This window comes from Salinigranum rubrum, from assembly GCF_002906575.1.
Taxonomy (GTDB): Archaea; Halobacteriota; Halobacteria; order Halobacteriales; family Haloferacaceae; genus Salinigranum; species Salinigranum rubrum.
Map to the genome: position 1 here is coordinate 905,372 of NZ_CP026309.1, position 16,619 is coordinate 921,990.

At 66.6% G+C, this 16,619-nt stretch carries 16 protein-coding genes and 2 pseudogenes; 8 read left to right on the forward strand and 10 right to left on the reverse strand.

Annotated elements, in window-relative coordinates:
- The first annotated feature begins 380 nt into the window (after nucleotides 1-380).
- Both C2R22_RS04310 and C2R22_RS04315 read left to right on the forward strand, forming a co-directional pair.
- Nucleotides 381-1,451 (forward strand): amidohydrolase family protein, encoded by a 1,071-nt coding sequence (locus C2R22_RS04310; RefSeq protein WP_245902879.1) that lies wholly within the window; start codon nucleotides 381-383, stop codon nucleotides 1,449-1,451.
- A 6-nt stretch (nucleotides 1,452-1,457) separates the two neighbouring features.
- Nucleotides 1,458-1,901 (forward strand): metal-sulfur cluster assembly factor, encoded by a 444-nt coding sequence (locus tag C2R22_RS04315; RefSeq protein WP_103424667.1) that lies wholly within the window; start codon nucleotides 1,458-1,460, stop codon nucleotides 1,899-1,901.
- Nucleotides 1,902-2,006: 105 nt separating this feature from the next.
- Here the strand turns inward: C2R22_RS04315 and C2R22_RS04320 are convergent, their stop codons facing one another.
- The 3 genes from C2R22_RS04320 to C2R22_RS04330 all read right to left on the reverse strand — a co-directional run bounded on the left by C2R22_RS04320 (nucleotide 2,007) and on the right by C2R22_RS04330 (nucleotide 5,805).
- The gene (locus C2R22_RS04320; RefSeq protein ID WP_103424668.1) at nucleotides 2,007-3,995 is read right to left on the reverse strand and encodes an AMP-binding protein; all 1,989 of its coding nucleotides are present in this window, start codon (nucleotides 3,993-3,995) and stop codon (nucleotides 2,007-2,009) included.
- A 69-nt stretch (nucleotides 3,996-4,064) separates the two neighbouring features.
- Nucleotides 4,065-4,565: a gamma carbonic anhydrase family protein gene (locus C2R22_RS04325; RefSeq protein ID WP_103427563.1), complete on the reverse strand. Its 501-nt coding sequence runs from the start codon at nucleotides 4,563-4,565 to the stop codon at nucleotides 4,065-4,067.
- A gap of 88 nt (nucleotides 4,566-4,653) precedes the next feature.
- Nucleotides 4,654-5,805, reverse strand: a complete 1,152-nt coding sequence (locus C2R22_RS04330; RefSeq protein WP_103424669.1) for an MFS transporter — start codon at nucleotides 5,803-5,805, stop codon at nucleotides 4,654-4,656.
- Nucleotides 5,806-5,897: 92 nt separating this feature from the next.
- Here C2R22_RS04330 and C2R22_RS04335 point away from each other — a divergent pair, with 92 nt between their 5' ends.
- Nucleotides 5,898-6,305 carry a universal stress protein gene (locus tag C2R22_RS04335; protein ID WP_103427564.1) on the forward strand — a complete coding sequence of 136 codons (408 nt, stop codon included), beginning with the start codon at nucleotides 5,898-5,900 and terminating at the stop codon, nucleotides 6,303-6,305.
- 443 nt (nucleotides 6,306-6,748) lie between these two features.
- On the opposite strand, the gene C2R22_RS04340 is transcribed toward C2R22_RS04335, so the two are convergent.
- The 6 genes and pseudogenes from C2R22_RS04340 to C2R22_RS04365 all read right to left on the reverse strand — a co-directional run bounded on the left by C2R22_RS04340 (nucleotide 6,749) and on the right by C2R22_RS04365 (nucleotide 10,848).
- Nucleotides 6,749-7,162, reverse strand: a complete 414-nt coding sequence (locus C2R22_RS04340; protein ID WP_103424670.1) for a Rieske (2Fe-2S) protein — start codon at nucleotides 7,160-7,162, stop codon at nucleotides 6,749-6,751.
- A 50-nt stretch (nucleotides 7,163-7,212) separates the two neighbouring features.
- A complete protein-coding gene (locus C2R22_RS26850) occupies nucleotides 7,213-7,485 on the reverse strand; it encodes an ABC transporter substrate-binding protein (RefSeq protein ID WP_103424671.1) in 273 nt (90 codons plus the stop codon).
- Nucleotides 7,486-7,689: 204 nt separating this feature from the next.
- Nucleotides 7,690-8,714, reverse strand: a pseudogene (locus C2R22_RS04350) (aminotransferase class IV).
- Nucleotides 8,711-8,815, reverse strand: a pseudogene (locus tag C2R22_RS04355) (glutamine amidotransferase-related protein); the annotation flags it as partial. The pseudogenes C2R22_RS04355 and C2R22_RS04350, both read right to left, overlap by 4 nt.
- Before the next feature lie 185 nt (nucleotides 8,816-9,000).
- Nucleotides 9,001-9,897 (reverse strand): helix-hairpin-helix domain-containing protein, encoded by an 897-nt coding sequence (locus C2R22_RS04360; protein ID WP_103424672.1) that lies wholly within the window; start codon nucleotides 9,895-9,897, stop codon nucleotides 9,001-9,003.
- A gap of 150 nt (nucleotides 9,898-10,047) precedes the next feature.
- The gene (locus C2R22_RS04365; protein ID WP_103424673.1) at nucleotides 10,048-10,848 is read right to left on the reverse strand and encodes a shikimate dehydrogenase; all 801 of its coding nucleotides are present in this window, start codon (nucleotides 10,846-10,848) and stop codon (nucleotides 10,048-10,050) included.
- Between the two features lie 140 nt (nucleotides 10,849-10,988).
- On the opposite strand from C2R22_RS04365, the gene C2R22_RS04370 reads away from it, so the two are divergent.
- The 5 genes from C2R22_RS04370 to C2R22_RS04390 all read left to right on the forward strand — a co-directional run bounded on the left by C2R22_RS04370 (nucleotide 10,989) and on the right by C2R22_RS04390 (nucleotide 15,880).
- A complete protein-coding gene (locus tag C2R22_RS04370; RefSeq protein ID WP_103424674.1) occupies nucleotides 10,989-12,362 on the forward strand; it encodes a sodium:calcium antiporter in 1,374 nt (457 codons plus the stop codon).
- 57 nt (nucleotides 12,363-12,419) lie between these two features.
- On the forward strand, nucleotides 12,420-13,802 hold the full coding sequence (locus C2R22_RS04375; RefSeq protein ID WP_103424675.1) for a D-aminoacyl-tRNA deacylase: 1,383 nt from the start codon (nucleotides 12,420-12,422) through the stop codon (nucleotides 13,800-13,802).
- Nucleotides 13,803-13,892: 90 nt separating this feature from the next.
- The gene (ftsZ, locus tag C2R22_RS04380; RefSeq protein ID WP_103424676.1) at nucleotides 13,893-15,026 is read left to right on the forward strand and encodes a cell division protein FtsZ; all 1,134 of its coding nucleotides are present in this window, start codon (nucleotides 13,893-13,895) and stop codon (nucleotides 15,024-15,026) included.
- Nucleotides 15,027-15,251: 225 nt separating this feature from the next.
- On the forward strand, nucleotides 15,252-15,425 hold the full coding sequence (locus C2R22_RS04385; RefSeq protein WP_103424677.1) for a protein translocase SEC61 complex subunit gamma: 174 nt from the start codon (nucleotides 15,252-15,254) through the stop codon (nucleotides 15,423-15,425).
- A gap of 2 nt (nucleotides 15,426-15,427) precedes the next feature.
- Nucleotides 15,428-15,880, forward strand: a complete 453-nt coding sequence (locus C2R22_RS04390) for a transcription elongation factor Spt5 (protein ID WP_103424678.1) — start codon at nucleotides 15,428-15,430, stop codon at nucleotides 15,878-15,880.
- 249 nt (nucleotides 15,881-16,129) lie between these two features.
- On the opposite strand, the gene C2R22_RS04395 is transcribed toward C2R22_RS04390, so the two are convergent.
- Nucleotides 16,130-16,432, reverse strand: coding sequence for a DUF7565 family protein (locus C2R22_RS04395; protein WP_103424679.1), 303 nt, complete (start codon nucleotides 16,430-16,432; stop codon nucleotides 16,130-16,132).
- Nucleotides 16,433-16,619 lie beyond the last annotated feature (187 nt).

Sequence of the window (16,619 nt, forward strand, 5' to 3'; positions counted from 1 at the left end):
CGTCCCAATTAAGTGTTTCTCGCTGGCTCTGGGGGAGTGTCGGTACCGTGGGAGTCCGACCCGGTGGTTGTGTGAGGGGTCGTCGCCGGTGGAATCACTGAAAACAGGGACACCGGGGGTTGCCAGGACGGTGTACGTCTCACCCACCGGAGTGGCTCTGTTACTCGGGTGGGTGTGGCTTCACCGCGCCCGTGTACCGCGCGCTCGCTGTCCGTTCTCTCCTGTCCGTTCGCTCTTACACTCGCTCACACTCCTCCATCGCTCAGTACGTCAACGCACTGCCCCGCCACTTCCCGTTCCCGCCACACACGAAGACCCCAATGTTTAATAATCGGTATCAAGACGTACACAGTGAGATGCTAGAGAGTGGCTCACTGGTAGTGGACTCCGTGTCACACTGCTTCAACCACACGCCGGAGAATCACAAACACCCACACGCGCAGCGGTGGGACGACGAGACGTTCGAACTCGGCGAGAAACTCCTCCCCGACGGCTACGTCCCGTCGAAGGAGGTCTTCTACCGCGACCACCAGCCCGAAGAACTCGCTCGACTGCTCTTCTTGGAGAGTCAGATCGACTACTCGGTGTACCACTCCCTGCCGCTGGACGACTACTTCCACGACGGGTACGTCTCCCGCGAGAAGGGGTTCGAGTTCATGGAGCAGAACCCCGAGCGCGTGTCGATGTACGTCGACGTCAACCCGCTGGAGGACGACGCGGGCGACCAGATCGAGGAGTACGCCTCTCGGGACGGTGTCGAGGGGATCAAGTTCTACCCGGCGCGCTACCAGAACGGCAACGACCTCTCGCTTCAGTTGACAGAAGACGCCGTCTGGCCGCTGCTGGAGCGAATCGCCGACTCCGAGGTGGACACTTTGGCCATCCACAAGTTCATCCCGTTCGCCACGGCTCCCGTCCGATACTTCCAGCCCGGCGACGTCGAGGACGCGGCCAACTCGTTCCCCGACCTCAACTTCGAGATCATCCACGCGGGCTTCTCGTTCGTCGAGGAGACGGTGTTCGCGATGGCGAGCCACAAGAACGTCTACGCCAACCTCGAGAACACCGCGTGTATGGTCAACACCCGTCCGCGGAAGTTCGCGAAAGCGCTGGGTGAGATGCTCTACTGGGCCGGTCCCGACCGCATCGTCTACGCCGGCGGCGCGACGGCGCTGCATCCCCAGCCACCCATCGAGGGCATCTGGAACTTCGAGATGCCCGAGGACCTCATCGAGGAGTACGACTATCCCGAGGTCACTCAGGACATGAAGGAGAAGGTTCTCGGCAAGAACGCGCTTCGTCTCCTCGACAAAGACCCCGAGCAGATCAAGAAGGACATCGAGGGCGACAAGTGGGACCAACTCCGCAAAGAGCGCCATGAGACTGGCGAGTTCCCGGCCGAACCGTGGTCGACGTACGAAGCCGAGTCGGCCCTCGCGTCCGACGACTGAGTACCCATGGCCGCACACACAGACCCGTACGCGAGGACGGAACCGGCCACGCACGTCACGCCGGACACGGAGTTCGACGACGAGCGCAAGACGAAAATCAAAGAGCAACTGAGCGAGGTGCTCGACCCGTGTAGCTGTATGAGCGAGCACCCCATCAACATCGTCGACCTGGGCCTCGTCGAGTCTATCGTCCTCGACGGGAGGGACGTCGAGGTCACCCTTCTCTTGACCTCACAGCGCTGTACGTACTTCCTCGACATCGACGACGAGGTGTGCGAGCGCGTCGAATCGCTCGAGGAAATCGACTCCTGTGAGGTCCACCAGGACACCAGCGGCAAGATCTGGACCAACGAGCGGATGTCCGACGAGCAGCGCAAAGTCCGACGCAAACGCTTCCACGAACGGATGGAGGCCGCCGGCATCACCCCCTACGCGGAACGCTCGGACTGACCCCCTGACCGCGTGCCTCGGCCTCGTGGCCCTGCCGCTGTTCTCTCTATTTCTCCCCGTGAATCGACGGGAACGAAAACGAACTGACGACGCCCGACAGCGGCGTCAGGCGGCGTCTCGGAGTTCGTCGAGCGCGGCGGGGTTTTCGATGCTCGACATGTCGCCGAGGTCTTCGCCCTGGTAGATCGACGAGATGGCCCGGCGGATGATCTTGCCCGACTGGGTTTTGGGGAGCTCCGAGACGAACAGGAGTTCGCGCGGGCGGAACGGCTTGCCGTGTTCCTCGCCCACCAGCGCCGACAGCTCCGCGCGGAGGTCGTCGCTTCCCTCGAAACCGTCTTCGAGCATCACGTAGGCCACGACGGCGGTCCCCGTCGTGTCGTCGGGGACGCCCACGGCCGCGGCCTGGTTTACCGAGTCGTGTTCGGTGAGCACGCCTTCGATTTCGGCCGGTCCCACCTTGCGTCCCGCGACGTTCAGCGCGTCGTCGGCCCGTCCGTGCAAAAACCAGAAGCCGTCTTCGTCTTTTTGCGCCCAGTCGCCGTGGTCCCACAGGTCCTCCCACGTCGACCAGTACTCTTCGAGGTATCGGTCGTCGCCCTCCCAGAGCGATTTGGTCATCGACGGACACGAGTCGCGCGCGACCAGAAAGCCCCGCTCGTTCGTGTCCGCAATCGAGTCACCCGCGTCGTTCACGATGTCGATGTCCATGCCCAGGCCTGGACCGCCCAGTGAGGTGGGTTTCAGTGGCTGGGTGGGCATCGGCATGAGGAAACACCCGCAGATTTCGGTCCCCCCCGAGATGTTGATGATGGGCGCGTCCCCGCCACCGACGTTCTCGTAGAACCACTGCCACGACTCGGGGTCCCACGGTTCGCCCGTCGACCCCAAGAGTCGGAGCGACGAGAGGTCGTGGTCGTCGACCCACTCGTCGCCGTGCTTGCGAAGGGCGCGGATTGCTGTGGGCGAGATACCGAACGTCGACAGGGAGTGGCGGTCGATCATCTCCCAGAACCGGTCTGGCTCTGGATGGTCGGGCGCGCCCTCGTACATGAAGACGGTGCCCCCGAACGTGTGGTTGCCGATGAGCGTCCACGGGCCCATCATCCAGCCGATGTCGGACACCCAGAAGAACCGGTCCGAGGGCTGGTGGTCGAAGCCGAAGTACATCTCTTTGGCACACTGCATCTGCACCCCCGCGTGGGTGTGGACGATGCCCTTGGGTTTGCCCGTCGTACCCGACGAGTACAGCAGCATCGACTCCTGGTTCGAGGGCAACGATTTCGTGTCGTACGCGTCCGAGTGGGTCTCGATGGCCTCTGACCACCACTCGTCTCGGTCGTGCATCGGGACGTCGGCGTCGTCGCCCAACCGGTCGTACACGACCGTGTGTTCGACGTGGCCGGCCTCGTCGATAGCCTCGTCGGCGCTCTCTTTGAGCGTCAGGGGCTTTCCTCTCCGATAGAACCCATCACCGGTAAAGAGGACCGAGCATTCGGAGTCTTCGATTCGGGTGGCGGTGGCCTCGACGCCGAATCCAGAAAAGATGGGGACGGCGATGGCGCCGACTTTGAAACACCCATACAAGATGGAGATGACCTCGGGGACCATCGGCATGTACAGGCCGACCGTATCACCGGTGTCGATGCCGCTCGCTTCGAGGTAGTTCGCGATTTTGTTCGACTGGCGGGCGAGTTCGTGGTAGGTAATCTCGCGGACGTCGCCGGGTTCGCCTTCCCAGAGACACGCGATTTTGTTTCTGGTTTGAGAGTCGACGTGGGCGTGTCGGTCCACCACGTTGTGCGCGAGGTTCAACTCCCCGCCGGGGTACCACTTCGAGAACTGGGGGCCGTCGGTGTCGTCGCGGACCTGGTCGTAAGGGGTGTAAAAGTCGATGCCGAGATATTCGGGGAGGAGGTCCCAGAACCACTCGATGCCCGACTCGTCGACGTGTTCGACACGGGAGGTGGTGCGCTCGATGAGTTCGTCGTAGTCGTCGATACCGTACTCGCGCATGAACGCGGCGACGTTGGTCGACTCGACGAACTCCTCGCTCGGTTCGTGGACGACTGCCTCCTGCTGCTGGCTGGACATGGCGTATGCGAGCGGATGGCGCGCCACTCACTAAGAGATACCGAAGCCGCCGCCGTTCACCCCGTCGACTCACTCGAACCGCCCGGTCTGCTTGTACTCCCGGGAGAGGTCGACGTAGTGCTGGTGGACCCGTTCGATTTCGTCGCGCTGGTCGTCGGTGAGCGGTTTGGTCTGTGCGGGAGCGCCGTACGCGAGGTGGCCTTCCGGGACCGTCTGGCCCTGGAGCACCACGGCTCCGGCCGCGACGAGACAGTTCGATTCGACGGTGGCGTCGCGGAGGACACAGCTGTTCATCCCAACGAGCGAGTGGTCCTCGACGGTGGCGTAGTCGACGACGACGCTGTGACCGACGGTGACGTGGTCCCCGACCTCGGCGCCGTGGAGCATCGAGAACTCCTGGACGTTCGTCCCCTCCCCGACGGTGACAGCCCCGCCGTCACCACGAAGGCACGTGAACGGCCAGAGACTCGCGCGCTCGCCGACGCTCACCTCGCCGATGAGGTACGAGAGCCGCGAGACGAACGCCGAGTCGGCGACGTCGGGGGTGTGTCCAAAGAGCCGTTCGCGCATCGAGTCCTCGGGTCGGGGCATATCCGTTCTGCTCGTCGGAGCGCGATAAAACTAGTCAGTAGGGTGGCGGGGGGACGCGCCGACGAGGTCACGCAGGACGGGCGAGTCGCCAGCGCGTCAGCACGACCACGACGACCAGTCCGGCCATCGCGGGGACGAGCAGTCGCATCCCGGTCACGATGTCGGCTTGCTCGGCGACGACACCGACGACGAGGGGCGCGGCGGTGATGCCGAGGAAGTTCGCCCCGGTCGCGATGGCGTTGACCGGACCGCTGTACTCCGACGCGTTGTCGATACCGAACGCCGAGAGGGTCGGAAAGAAGCCGGCGACGACGAACCCGAGCGCGAGCGCCCCGGCCGCGAGCACGAGGCCCGAGCGGGCGGTGAACGCGAGGGCGGTGACGGGAACCCCCACGAGGGAGAGGCCGAGGACGAGCGTCAGCGGCGGGAGGCGATCACAGAGGTAACTGTAGAGCAACCGACCGGGGACGTACATCACCAGGAAGCCGGAGAGCAAGACGTTCGCGCGCGCCCGCGGGACGAACTCGCCGGCGTAGTAGGCGAACCACGCGAACATCGTCCCCTCGATGGAGCCGCTGAGAACGAGGGCCGCAGCCATCCCGAGCACGGCGGGTCGAGCGAGGAGGCTCCGCACGTCTCCGAGCGAGATGCGCTGTTCGTGGTGCATCTCCTCGGGTGGAGACGCCCGCCAGAGCAGGACGACGACCGGCAACAGCGGGAGGAGGAGGAACAGGAACGTCATCCGCCAGTCGGTCGCGGCGAGGACCCAGTTGACGAACAGCGGGCCGATGGTCGCCCCGACGGCCCAGGTGAGCGCGTAGAGGTTGAACATCCGACCCCGGACGGCGGGGTAGAGGTGGCCGAGGAGCGGCCGGTCGAGCGCGCGGACGGCACCGACACCGAGCCCCTGGAGGAGGAACGAGCCGACGAGCACCCAGTACGACTGCACGAGCGTGAGCGACGCGAGCGAGAGGACCGTGAGGCCGACCCCCGCGAGGAGCGTCCGTCTGACGCCCACGCGGCCCGCGTTCGTTCCGAGAAACAGTACCGAGAGGAGGAGACCGACGGTCGCGGCGGGCGCGACAGCACCGAGCAGACCCTGTGAGACCTCGAACGACTGCTCGAAACTCGCCAGCAGAGGACCGCGCGTCTGGGAGACGACGCCGTGGCAGGCGACGAACGAGAAGACGACGACGGTCCACCGCGTGCGAGCCTTCATGATCAGTCCGCTCGTCTGTCGGGTGCTAAAATCGTTTGTTCCGTCGTGGCGAGGCAGCGTGAGTTATGTGCTTGCCGTCGAAACGGGAGGACGTGTTCCGAGTGCTCGTTGCGGTCAGTGACGATGTCGACCAGGCACGTAAACAGGCGGACTTCGTCGCCTCGCTCCCCGGAAGCGAGGAACTCGACGTCACAGTGACGCACGCGTACGTCGAGGCGGACGAACGCGACCCGCGCGGTGAACCGCTCCCTCCACGGAAGAGCGACGGCGTCCAAACAGCACGCGAGCGACTGACCGAAGCAGGACTCGCCGTCGAGACGCGCGAGACCTACCACCCGGTCGCCGACGGTATCGTTGCCCTCGCGGCAGACGTCGACGCCGATCTCGTCGTCGTCGGCGCGCGGAGGCGGACGCCGGTCGGCAAGGCGGTGTTCGGGAGCGTCACGCAGTCGGTCGTCCTCGACTCGCCAGTTCCCGTCACTGTGGTCGGTGTCGAATGAGACTCCCGTAGAACGCGACTCGAGCGTCCGAGAGCCACAGTGGCACGGGACGTGGCTCCGGACGCTGAGGGGGGTGGGGCGAGACTGACGTGACCGGTAGCTTCGCGGCAGTGTCACGGGGTGACTGAGTGCCTGCGGTCCCCGATAGCGACTGGGGACATCGTCATCGTCGTACTGCTAGAGGTTAACAGTTTCCACACCGGCAGTGTACTCATCACCGATATCGCTGTGCTCGTGACAGAACTCGTTGAACACCGAGTCGACGACCCGGCCGCGCCTCCGTCGACGGGCGTCCGAGTCGATGGAGCGCGAGTCGAGTCGAGTCGCGTCGGCGTTCGGCGGCAGTCGGTCGGTCTGTCCGGGTCGAGAGACACTTCGAAATCAGCTGACGGTCCGGAGAGTTGGACTCTCGTCTCCATCGACTTCTATCGAATTCGATCGACTCAGCCGCCGAAGCCGATCCGACTGCCCGACGACCGCGATTCGTCGTCCGACTCCCCGACGTGTTCGAAGGTGTAGCCGTCCTCGGAGACGAACACCTCGCCGTCGTCGACTTCGACGTCGACGGTGGCGAGATACGACCCCTCACACGGGCCGAAGTTGCAGTACCCGGAACCGGACTCGAACGTCGCGGCGTGTTTCTGACAGACGATTTCGTCGTTCCGAACGAGCGCTCCCGACCCCTTGTCGAGCCGAACGTCGGTCCAGTGCTGACAATAGTTCTTGTACGCTGCTACGCCGTCGTCGAGCCGGGTGAGGATGACCTCTTCGAGTCCGTCGCCGTTCCGAAGCGTGACGAGAAGCGTCCCGTCCGTGGGGACGTCGTCGAGCGACGCGACGTGCCGGTCGTCGTCCATGCCGGGGCTTGGGGTGAGACCTAATCAATCGTTGCGGTTCTCGGTCCGGATCAGGTCCGGTCGAAGAGCGCGTTCGTGTACAGCGCGTCGACGTCGATTCCCTCGGGGTGGGCGAGCAGCACCGGCGTGTACCCGTGCGAGACGTCGTAGTCGTCGAGGGCGAAGGCGTTCAGGTCGATGCCGTCGCGTTCGGTCTGAATACCCTCCCACGGTATGAACACCCACGTCGCGTCCGCCTCGCCCTCGACGAGCGTGTGGGGAACGCCTAACTCGGCGGGGTGATGGTCCCCGGTTCCCCCCGCCCGCCATCGTTGCGAATCAATTGCCGGACGACGTCCTCTTCAAAACGCGCGTCGTACGACGCGTAGGTCAGATTGTCCAACTTTTTCGGTTGATATCTTCGACGCCAGGGCGCCGATAGCGCTGGTGTCGCGCTGACAGACCGTGGTGACGGCCGTCAGTGAGGGGTACTCGAGGCGGTGTTCCGGCGTGAACAGTGCCGGCGTGTCGTCGCCCTCGCTCGGGGTTCAATCGCCGCCGACGTCCCACTGGCTGTCGACGCCGGCGACGCCGTCTTCGTGGTCGTCTTCACTCTCCCTGTCGGCGTCGCCGACGCGACCCCGGTAGTGTTCCCGCTCGACTCGCTCGTCGAACAGTCGCGAGAGGAGCGTCGTGACCGGACCGCCGCCGCACTCGATGCCGTCGACGGTCTCGACGGGCCGCAGTTCCCACGTCGTGTTCGTCACGAACACCTCGGCGGCGTTTCGGACGTCGTCGGGGGTGAACTGCTCCTCGCGGACGGGGATTCCCTCCTCCCGGGCGAGGTCGATGACGACGTCGCGGGTTACGCCGGGAAGCACCGGACCGTCGAGCGACGGCGTGCACAGCGCCTTCTCGGAGACGAAGAAGACGTTGCTCGTCGCACCCTCGGCGACGTACCCCTCGGCGTCGAGCACGAGCGCCTCGTCCGCACCGGTCACGCGGAGTTCGAGCCGGGCGAGAATCCCGTTCAGGTAGTTGTGCGTCTTCGCACGCGAGGGGATGGCACGGTCGGAAACGCGACGCGTCTTCACCGTCTGGACCGTCGCCGGGCCGTCCCAGACGGGTGTGCTCTCGCGGCCCCCCGCGGGAGTTCGTCGACCAGGACGACGACCGTCGGGTCGACTTCGGGGTCCGGAGTGAGCTTTCCCGGCTGGACGCCCCGGGTGACCGAGAGCCGGACGTACGCGTCGTCGAGGTCGTTCGCCGTCAGCGTCTCTCGGACGCGTCGGTGGAGGTCCGCGTCGGGGAGGCCGTGGTCGAGTTGGAGGACCTCGCACGTCCCGGCGAGTCGACGGGCGTGGGCGTCCCACGCGAACACCTCGCCGCCGTACGCTCGGAGCGTCTCGAACGCCGCGTCGCCGTACATGAACCCCCGGTCGCGGACCGAGACGGTCGCCTCTTCTGCCGGGAGCAGGTCGCCGTCGACGTGATACAGGTACTCGCCGTCTCCCCTGCCGTCGCCGTTTCCGCCGCCATCGTCGCCTGTGGACGCCGTCGGGTCCTCGCTCATCGGCACGAGTCGACGAACGCCGCCACCATCGTCTTTCCGGCCTCGGTGAGGATGCTCTCGGGGTGGAACTGGACGCCGACGTGCGGCTTCTCCGTGTGGCGCCGAGTCGGTCCGCGCCCGGCGGTACGCCGCGGAGGGGTCGTCGACCGTGACGCGAACCTCGACGGGAACGCGAGCAGCGGGCGGGGCCTCGCGGAACGGGTTCCGTCCGGTCACCGGTTCCATATCACTGCGGAACTGGCGGGCGTAAGTAACGGTTTCGTGACGCGATCAGACGAGCAGAGGGTTAGTACTCTTTCGCCCGGTCGATCCACCGCGAGACGCGCTTCGGGGAGACGTCGATCTCGTCGCCGAGCGCGTCGGCGTCGGCGGCCGCCAGGTCGGCGACGGTGTCGATACCGGCGTCGGCGAGTCGGCGAGCGTACGCCGGGCCGATGCCCTTCAGCACGTCGGGCGACTCGTCGGACCCGGCGGTCGCTGCGTCGGCCGCGTCGTCGGCCGCCTCCTCGACCGTCTCGCCCTCGTCGGTGTCGACCGCCTCCGCCGATTCGGCCGGCGTCTCCTCCTCGTCGGCCGCGTCCTCGTCGATCAGGTCGGCGGTCTCGGCGTCCTCGACCGCAACGGTCTCCTCGTGGTCGACTTCGCCCGCGCTCGTCTCCGCGTCGTCGTCGGCCGCTCCCGTCTCGGCTTCGGCTTCGACCTCCTCGATGTCGCCGACTGCCTCGGCGTCCGTATCGACGGCTTCGGCGGGTTCTGTCGCCTCGTCGGCCGTGTGCTCGTCGACCATCGACCCGGTGGAGGCGCTCGCGTCGCCTCCCGCGGCGGCGGCCTCGTCGGTCTCGGGTGGTTCGGTGTCGACGTCGGTCTCCGCCGACTCGTCACCGCCGATGGAGACCGCCTCGGCGGGTTCTGCGACCTCGGCGTCCGCGTCGACCATCGACCCGGTCGACGCCGCCGCGTCGGTCCCGGCGGCGGCCGCGTCGTCCGCGTCGTCCGTCTCGTCGCTGTCGACGGCCTCGTCCGCGGGCGCTTTCACCGCGCTCTCGGACGCCGTCTCCGGTTCGGGGTCGGACCCTTCGGCCGCGCGCGTGTCGCGCTCGACGGTCACGCCGACGTCCTCGTCGCTTCGGCGGTCACCGCCGCCGATGCCGAGGAGCGACTTGAGAGTATCCAAGAGCCCCATTACCGATCCGCTCCCGTCACGTCCAGTTCCGCGTGTTCCTTCCAGGCCCGTGTCATGCCTCGACTTACGCCCGCCCGTATTTAAAATTCGTCGGATGCGCACGTCGCGTCCCGCGGTTCGGCGTCCGGGTCGACGCGAGAGCGCCTCACTCTACGACAACCGCGCGCGCAGCGCCTCGTTCATGGCCTCGACGGGCGCGTCCCGTCCGGTCCACCGCTCGAACGCCTCGACGCCCTGATACAGGAGCATCCACGCCCCGTCGACCGTCGTCGCGCCGACTTCGCTCGCCTCGCGCAGGAGTCGGGTTTCGATGGGGCTGTACACCGCGTCGAGCACGGCGAGGTCGGCGTGGAGGTGTTCGCGCGGGACGGGCGACTCCTCTGTCTCCATCCCGACGCTCGTCGCGTTGACGAGCACGTCCGCCTCGCTCACTCTGTCGAGCGTGTCGAGTCCACCCGCGGAGGCACCGTCGATGGACTCGACGAGCGATTCGGCTTTCTCGACCGTTCGATTGGCGACGTGGACGCGACACCCCGACTCGGCGAGCGCGAACGCGACTGCCCGCCCCGCCCCGCCCGCCCCGACCACGACGGCGTCGCGTCCGTCGAGCGGGACGCCGTGGTGGGCGAACGAGCGAGTCACGCCCGCCGCGTCCGTGTTGTACCCTCTCGGAGTCGCCCCGGAGAAGTCGACGGTGTTGACCGCGCCGATGCGTTCTGCGAGGGGGTCCGGGTCGACGAGGCCGAGGACGTCCTGTTTGAACGGGATGGTGACGTTGAGCCCACTGATCCCCAGCGCCTCGGCGCCGCCGACGGCCCGCTCGATGTCGTCGACGCCCGGTTCGAAGGTGACGTAGCGCGCGTCGATGCCGAGCGCGTCGTACGCGGCCTCGTGCATCGGCGGCGACAGCGAGTGCCCGACGGGGTTGCCGACGAGTCCGAACACCTGCATACCTTCGGCGACTACCTTCCGTCGCATAAACGCACTCCTCTTCGCTCGCCGCGAAACCCCTCGTCGTCACCCGTTCGAGGGGAGGCCGTCTCCGACCTGAAAGGGGAATCAATATCTGTCTCCCTCTGTTCGTCTCGGATATGAGTTCCCGACTGCGCCACCCCCTCTTCGCGGTTTCGCTCGCGGTGGCGCTCACGCTTCCCTGGTCGCTCTCGTGGGCGACAAACGCGAACGCTTCGTTCGAAACTCTCACCACCGTGGCCATCAGCGGCCTCGCGGTGCTCGGCGCGTCGTTCCTCCTCGCGTGGGGTGCGGAGACGGCCGAGAAGGACGTCCCCCGGGCGTTCGCGCTGGCCGTCCTCGCCGTCCTCGCCGTCGCGCCGGAGTACGCCGTCGACGCGCTGTACGCGTGGACCGCCGGGGCGAACATCGGAACGCCACGCGGGGCCGAGGCGGCGAACCTCGCGGTCGCCAACATGACCGGCGCGAACCGCATCCTCATCGGCCTCGGCTGGTCAGCCATCGCGGTGTTCACGGTGTACAAGGCGCACTCCACGAACGACCCGGCCGTCGAACGCCGGTCGGGTTTCCTCGGCGACGTCGTCCACCTCGACCGCGACATCTCCACGGAAATCGCGTTCCTCCTGGCCGCGACGCTGTTCGCGTTCTTCGTTCCCTTCAGCGCCGCGACGCTCGCGGGCGGCGAGACGATGGGAGGCATCGGCGTCGTCGACACCGTCGTCCTCGTCGGCCTCTACGCGCTCTACATCGGCATCATCATCCGCGGCGACGTCGACTCCCACGAGGAACAGGTCGGCGTCCCCGCGTACTTCCAGGCGTACCGCAAGCCGAGGCGAATCGCGACGGTGCTTCTCCTCTTTGCCTTCTCGGGGCTGCTCATCCTGACCGCGGTCGAACCGTTCGCGCACGGCCTCGAAGAACTCGGCCAGCAGGCGGGCGTCCCGCCCTTCTTCATGATCCAGTGGGTCGCGCCGCTGGCCTCCGAGTCGCCCGAACTCATCGTCGTCGCCTACCTCGTCAACAAGGCGCGGTCGACGGCGGGGTTCAACGCGCTCATCTCCTCGAAGCTCAACCAGTGGACGCTCCTCATCGGGACGCTCGCCGTCGTCTACTCCATCGCCGCCGGCCGGGTCGCTCCGCTCCCGTTCGACCAGAAGCAGGTGGCCGAAATCTGGATCACCGCCGCGCAGAGCTTCTTCGCCATCGCCATCCTGACCAACTTCGAAATCTCCATCCGCGAGGCGGTCGCGCTCTTCGGCCTCTTCATCACGCAGGTCGTCGCGGAGTTCGTCGTCATCCGGACGGTCGCCGAACCGCTCGCCTCGACGTACAGCCTCTACATCCTGTACGGCTACACCGTCGTCTACCTCCTCATCGGACTCGTGCTCTTTGCGGCCCGGCGCGACGAACTCCGCTGGCTGTTCGGCAAAACCAGAGCCACCGCTCGGGAGGCTATCGGCTCGGCCGAGGCCAGCGCCGACCACGCCGATTAGCCGGGCGAACGGCTCGAAACCGACTCGATTTTACCCCACCGTCGGCAAGGACGGGACGTGATTGCGCTCGTCGTCAGCCGCGCCGACCGCGCCTCCGAACACATCGGCGAACACGTCCTCGACCTCGCGGAGTGGGACGAACGGGTCGACGACACCCGCCGTGAGGGAGCGGGCGGCGGCACCTACTACGCCCGACCCGGTTTCGAACTCCGAACGTTCGAGGACCTCCACCTCCACCTCGACGGCGTTTCGGAGGCCTTCGACGACCCCGACTGTCTGTGCTTTCTCTCGCGGCACTCGGGCGAGACCGGCCCGCTGCTCTCGGCGCACTTCACGGGCAACTTCGGCCCCGCCGAGTACGGGGGACGAGACGGCGAACTGGCCCGCGCGTGTCCCGGTGCACAGAAGAAAGTCGTCGAAGCGCTCGCAGCGCACGCGCCCGAGGAGTACGACGTCGGCATCGAGTGTACCCACCACGGCCCCTCTCGGGTCGGCGTCCCGTCGATGTTCGTCGAACTCGGTTCTGATCCACGGGAGTGGGACGACCCCGAGGGCGCTCGGGCGGTCGCTCGGGCGGTCCTCGACCTCGCTGGTGTCTCGGCCGACCGGGCCGACGGTGAGGAGACGAGACACGTCGTCGGCTTCGGCGGCGGCCACTACGCCCCGCGGTTCGCGCGGGTCGTCCGCGAGACGGACTGGGCCGTCGGCCACGTCGGCGCGGACTGGCCGCTCGAAGCCATGGGACCGGTCGGAGAGCACGGGGACGTCGTCCGCGCGGCGTTCGAGGAGAGCGCCGCGACCCTCGCGCTCGTCGACGGCGACCGGCCACGGCTCACAGAAACCATCGCGGACCTCGGCTACCGCGTCGTGAGCGAGACGTTCCTCCGAGAGACGCGGGCGGTCCCGCGTGACCTCGTCGAACACGTCGAGGCGGACCTTGGAACGGTCGACGACGGCGTTCGGTTCGGCGCACACGCGCGGGTCGGCGTCGGTGAGTCGTCCGACGTCCCCTTCGACGTCGCCGACCTCTCCCGCGAGTTCGTCGACGGGACGCTCGGCGTCGACCACGACGCGGCGCGCGCGGCCGTCGACGACCACACCGTCGCCTTCCACACCGAGGAGAGCGGTCGTCGACCGACCGGCCGGGTGGCCATTCCTCGCGGCTTAGACGGCGACGAAGCCGCGGACGCCGACCCGTACGACCGCCTCGTAAGCGCGCTCTGTGACGTTCTCCGAGCCCGCTACGACGAGGTCACCCGCGAGGACGGCGTCGTCGTCGCCCGCGAACGCGCGTTCGACGCCGAGGCGGCGGCCGACCTCGGCGTTCCGGAGGGACCGGCGTTCGGACGACTCGCCGGCGGGCAGTCGGTCGACGTCGAGGGTCGGGAAGTCTCCCCCGAGGACGTCCACCGCGACCGAACTGTCAGGTTCTCAGTATGAATCGACGGAATCGCCCGAAAAACCGTCAGACAGGCGTATGACGGAGGGGGAAAGGTAATGTGTCTTGGTCGGAAAGGAGTGCGCATACGTATGGACTCCATCGTCGACAGCGCGATCGAGGAGGCCGAGAAGATGGAGGATGGGACGACAAACGGTGTCGACGAACCATCATCTTCGACAGGGCCGACGGGAACGATGACTGACGAACAACTGCAGGACGTCCTCAAGGACTTACAGACCAACATCACGGTCGTTGGCTGTGGCGGCGCGGGCGGCAACACCGTCAACCGAATGGCCGAGGAGGGGATCAAGGGCGCGAAGCTCGTCGCGGCCAACACGGACGTTCAGCACCTGGTCAACGTCCAGGCCGACACCAAGATTCTCATCGGCGAGCAGAAGACCCAGGGACGCGGCGCCGGGTCGCTCCCCCAGGTGGGCGAGGAGGCCGCGCTCGAATCGCAGGAGGACATCCACGACTCCATCCAGGGCTCGGACATGGTGTTCGTCACCGCCGGCCTGGGTGGCGGCACCGGCACGGGTTCGGCTCCGGTGGTCGCGAAGGCCGCCCGCGAGGCCGGCGCGCTCACCATCGCCATCGTCACGACGCCCTTCACCGCCGAAGGCGAGGTACGACGGACGAACGCTGAAGCCGGGTTGGAGCGACTCAGAGACGTGGCCGACACGGTCATCGTCGTTCCGAACGACCGCCTCCTCGATGCCGTGGGGAAGCTCCCCGTCAAGCAGGCGTTCAAGGTCTCTGATGAGGTACTGATGCGCTCGGTCAAGGGCATCACCGAACTCATCACGAAGCCGGGTCTGGTGAACCTCGACTTCGCCGACGTCAAGACCGTGATGGAGCGCGGCGGCGTCGCGATGATCGGCCTCGGGGAGTCGGATTCCGAACAGAAGGCACAGGACTCGGTCAAGAGCGCGCTCCGCTCTCCGTTACTCGATGTGGACATCTCCGGGGCGAACTCCGCGCTGGTGAACGTCACCGGTGGCTCCGACATGAGCATCGAGGAGGCCGAGGGCGTCGTCGAGGAGATTTACGAGCGCATCGACCCCGAAGCGCGCATCATCTGGGGCACCTCCATCGACGAGGACCTCGACGGCAAGATGCGGACGATGATCGTCGTCACCGGCGTGGACTCCCCACAGATCTACGGTCGCACCGACGTCCAGCCGCAGGCGGACGACGTCGACGACATCGACTTCGTCGAGTAATCGCGGTCGCGCTCTCTCGCGGGGTCGTCCTCCGTTTCTGTCCGTCCGTTCCGTGCTCGATACGGACGGGGTCGTGAGTAGGCGACTCGGCCGGGGAGGACGTGGTCTCTCCGCGTCCGTCCACCGCGCGGTCTCTACATCCCCAGACACGCTCACGACACTGCACGCGCCCACGAAGTCATCAATAGATAGAAAAAGCCCGCCCGCCTAGCGCCGACAACAACCATGGACGTCAAATACGATCTCACCAGCTACGTTCGGGTGTTGAAGCTCGCGTCGACCCCGTCGTGGGAGGAGTTCTCACAGATCTCGAAGATCGCCGGTGCGGGTATCTTCCTCGTCGGGTTCCTCGGCTTCGTCATCTTCGCCGTGATGAGCTTCCTCCCCGGAGGCGTGTAGCGATGCCGATATTCGCCGTCAAGACCACCGCGAGCCAGGAACGCACGGTGGCCGACATGATCGCCAACCGCGAGGAGTCCGAGATTCACGCCGTGCTCGCCCCGGACTCTTTGACCTCGTACGTGATGGTCGAGGCCGACAACAACGCGGTCATCGAACGCGTCTTAGAGGAGATTCCGCACGCTCGCGGCCTCGTCAGTTCAGGCGGACAGGTCGGCCGGTCGTCGATGGCCGAGGTCGAGCACTTCCTCTCGCCGACGCCCGACGTCGAGGGCATCGCCGAGGGCGACATCGTCGAACTCGTCTCCGGGCCGTTCAAGGGCGAGAAGGCCCGCGTCCAGCGCATCGACGAGGGCAAGGACCAGGTCACCGTCGAACTGTACGAGGCGACCGTTCCGATTCCGGTGACGGTCCGCGGCGACCAGATCCGCGTGCTCGACAGCGAGGAGCGATAGCTCCTCGGGCCGTGCGAGCGGCGACTCTCGTCGCCGCGAGCAGATTCCGAAGAACGGTGAGCGAAGCGAACCGTTCCTCGAAGAGCGAGTGGCCGAAGGCCGCGAGCCACTGAGAAACGCTGAGGCGTTCTTCAAGGTCTCACTCGTCCCGCTCGCCCCACTCTGTTCCGCCCACGCGCGAGGAACGGCCGCCGCCGGCGCACGCCACGAACACGTCGTTTCGGTTTCTGATGGACGCACTCCGCCCGCTCAGAGCCGACCGTCCGCGTCGAGGCGTTCGGCGACCCTCGACACGTCGACCGTCGACTCGATGGCCCTTCGAACCGCCTCGCGCTCGCGGATGTCGTCGGGGCCGGCGTCGTACGCTCGGACGTACTCCGCACGGCTGTGCTCTTCGAGCGCGTGACGGATGGCGAAGTAGCCCTCGGGGACCTCCGCCGTACAGATTTTGCAGGTGTGGTACTCGTGTTCGGTCGCCTGGTGGACGAGGGTGTCCTCGGCGTCGGGGAACTCCGCCCCACACCCGCGGATGGCACACTGCCAGGGGGACATGCAGGGTGGTTGCGGGCGGGCGACAAAACGGTTTCGTGGGTGTCGAGCGGTAGCAGTGTACGTTACAGACGGTTGACCGTCGTTGCGTCTGGTGTTCGTCGTCGGACCCGACCACTGTCGAGGGAACTGGTCGGTCCAACGTGCGGTCCGAGCGGTACACGGACGCGGTGACCCGTAGCCTCGCCCA